This is a genomic window from Streptomyces sp. NPDC057438 (genome assembly GCF_042802995.1).
Taxonomy (GTDB): domain Bacteria; phylum Actinomycetota; class Actinomycetes; order Streptomycetales; family Streptomycetaceae; genus Streptomyces.
The window spans coordinates 1-1,280 of record NZ_JBHVDD010000206.1 but is presented as its reverse complement, the minus strand read 5'-3'; the positions used below and the strand labels follow the sequence as shown (position 1 = coordinate 1,280).

1 protein-coding gene is annotated in these 1,280 nt (G+C 69.5%); it reads left to right on the top strand.

The window, feature by feature from the left end; genetic code table 11:
- The first annotated feature begins 67 nt into the window (after window positions 1–67).
- Window positions 68–1,248 (top strand): IS3 family transposase gene (locus ACFU5F_RS42400; RefSeq protein WP_383899033.1). Its coding sequence is split into 2 segments (ribosomal slippage): window positions 68–352 and window positions 355–1,248, totalling 1,179 coding nucleotides; the frame shifts between segments, so codons are not numbered across the junction.
- Window positions 1,249–1,280 lie beyond the last annotated feature (32 nt).

Genomic DNA, 1,280 nt, shown 5'->3' with positions numbered 1-1,280 from the left:
GGGACTGCTGCACGGATGAGTGACACCTGACCTGGCTTGCTGAGAGGCGGCCTGGAAGGATGTTGCAGTGCCCAAGCCGTATCCGAAGGAGTTCCGCGAGGACGTCGTGCGGGTCGCGCGCAACCGCGAGCCCGGCGTCACGCTGGAACAGATCGCCGCCGACTTCGGCGTCCACCCGATCACTCTGTCGAAGTGGCTGCGCCGTGCGGACAGCGATGAGGGCGCCAGGCCCGCGACAGCGTCGGGTGAGTCGGCCGAGCTGCGCGAGGCCCGCAAGCGCATCCGCCTGCTGGAGCAGGAGAACGAGGTCCTGCGCCGGGCTGCAGCGTATCTGTCGCAGGCGAACCTGCCGGCAAAATGATGTACCCGCTCGTCCGCGAGCTGGCCGCGGCCGCTGCCCCTCACCGGGTGCCGGTGGCGGTGACGTGCCGGGTGCTCAATCTGGCCCGCCAGCCCTACTACCGGTGGCGGGCCTCTCCGGTCACCGATTCCGAGCTCGCCGAGGCATACCGGGCCGACGCTCTGTTCGACGCGCACCTCGACGATCCCGAGTTCGGTCACCGCTTCCTCCTCGACGAGGCCCGCGCGGCCGGTGAGGCGATGGCCGAGCGGACCGCCTGGCGGATCTGCCGGGACAACGGCTGGTGGAGTGCCTTCGGCAAACGTAGGGGCCGCGGGAAGAACGCCAAGTCCGGGCCGCCGGTCCATGACGACCTGGTGCGGCGCGACTTCACCGCGGACGGGCCGAACCGGCTGTGGCTCACGGACATCACCGAACACGCGACCAGCGAGGGCAAGCTGTATCTGTGTGCCGTCAAGGACGTGTACTCGGGCCGCATCGTGGGCTACTCCATCGACGCCCGGGTGGAGTCCCGCCTCGCCGTTGCTGCGCTGGAGTCTGCCGTCGCCCGCCGCGGCCAGGTGGCCGGTTGCGTGGTGCATTCGGACCGCGGCTCGCAGTTCCGATCACGGAAGGTTGCTGCCGTACTCACTCGGCACCGCCTGGTCGGCTCGATGGGCCGCGTCGGGGCCGCCGGCGACAACGCCGCCATGGAGAGCTTCTTCGCGCTGCTGCAGAAGAACGTCCTCGACCGCCGCACCTGGGCCACCCGCCAGGAGCTGCGGATAGCGATCGTCACCTGGATCGAGCGGACCTACCACCGGCGTCGGCGCCAGAGACGCCTGGGACGATTGACCCCCGTCGAATACGAGACCATCATGACCCCACCCGCAGCCCTGGCTGCATAAACCCCGCTGTCACCCGATCATGCAGCAGTCCC